Source organism: Variovorax sp. P4_B11 (genome assembly GCF_056402355.1).
Genome location: NZ_JBFUHO010000153.1, coordinates 1 through 1,474, shown reverse-complemented (window position 1 = coordinate 1,474; position 1,474 = coordinate 1). Strand labels below are relative to the sequence as shown.

The 1,474-nt window shown below is 65.3% G+C and carries 2 protein-coding genes; both read left to right on the top strand.

What is annotated here, in order from left to right; translation table 11 throughout:
• A partial coding sequence (locus tag AC1DYD_RS41355; protein WP_478178488.1) for a chemotaxis protein CheW occupies nt 1-280 on the top strand: 280 nt, incomplete at its 5' end.
• 54 nt (nt 281-334) lie between these two features.
• Nucleotides 335-1,474, top strand: a 1,140-nt coding sequence (locus AC1DYD_RS41350; protein WP_478178487.1) for a methyl-accepting chemotaxis protein, incomplete at its 3' end; no start/stop codon positions are given.

The window sequence follows — 1,474 nt, the reverse complement described above, 5'->3', positions numbered from 1 at the left end:
GATCAAGTTTGCGCTGGGGACGCCGAGCTATGACCAGTTCACGGTGGTGATCGTGCTGAACATCGGGGGGCGGGTGGTGGGGATGGTGGTGGACAGCGTGTCGGACGTGATCACGCTGACGGCGGAGCAGATCAAGCCGGCGCCGGCGATGGGGTCGGTGCTGGACACGGACTACCTGATCGGGCTGGGGACGCTGGACGAGCGGATGCTGATCCTGGTGGACATCGACCGCCTGATGTCCAGCGACGACATGGGCCTGATCGAGAAGCTGGCCGCCTGAGGCCGCGTTCGACCCAAGCCCTCGCAGACAAGCAATCAAACGATCGGAGACAAGATGAAAGACTGGAAGATCGGCACCCGCCTGGGCGGGAGCTTCGCATTGATCCTGGCCCTGTTGGCCGCCACTGCCGGCATCGGCGTGCTGCGCCTGCAGGCCATCGGCGATGCCACCAACGACATGGCGAAGCGATCGCTGGTCAAGGAGAGGCTGGCTGCGGGCTGGCTGCTCGGGACCACCACCAACAGCGTGCGCACCTACGCGCTCCTCAGTGCCAACGACCCCGAAGTGCAGGACTACCTGCAGAAGGGCATGAGCAAGACCAGCGCCACGATCTCCGAGACCCAGAAGAAGCTCGAGGCACTGCTGAGCTCGCCGGAGGAACTGGCGCTGGCGGCGGACATCAAGAAGAAGCGGGCCGACTACGTCGAACTGCGCAACATGCTGCTCAAGCTCAAGGCCGACGGCAATCCGCAGGAGGCGATGCGGATCGCCAGGGACAAGCTGGTGCCCACGCTCGACAGCTACGACGCCAGCATCCGCGGCATCCTGGCGCATGAGCAGGATCAGATCGACAAGTCGGCTGCCGAGATCGATGCGCTCTATCGCGCGGGCCGCATCAACCTCATGGCGCTGGCCGCGATCGCGCTGGCCCTGGGCTCGGTGCTGGCCTGGCTGTTGACGCGCAGCATCGTGCAGCCGATCGGCGAGGCGCTGCTGATCGCCGACACCGTGGCCTCCGGCGATCTCAGCAAGGAATTCGAGACCGATCGGGGCGGCGACTTCGGGCGCCTGCTGCGCGGCATGGGCGAGATGGAGGACACCTTGACCGACCTCGTGGGGCGCATCAAGACCTCGACCGATTCGATCGTCACCGCTTCGGGCCAGATCGCCGCTGGCAACCAGGACCTGTCCTCGCGCACCGAGGAGCAGGCCAGCTCGCTGGAACAGACGGCGGCGTCGATGGAAGAACTCACCAGCACGGTCAAGCAGAACGCGGACAACGCGCGTCAAGCGAATCAACTGGCCGTCTCGGCCTCCGAAGTGGCGGTCAAGGGCGGGGAGGTGGTGAGCCAGGTGGTGGACACGATGGCCTCGATCAACGCCTCGTCGAAGAAGATCGTGGACATCATCGGCGTGATCGACGGCATCGCCTTCCAGACCAACATCCTGGCGCTGAACGCGGCGGTGGAAGCC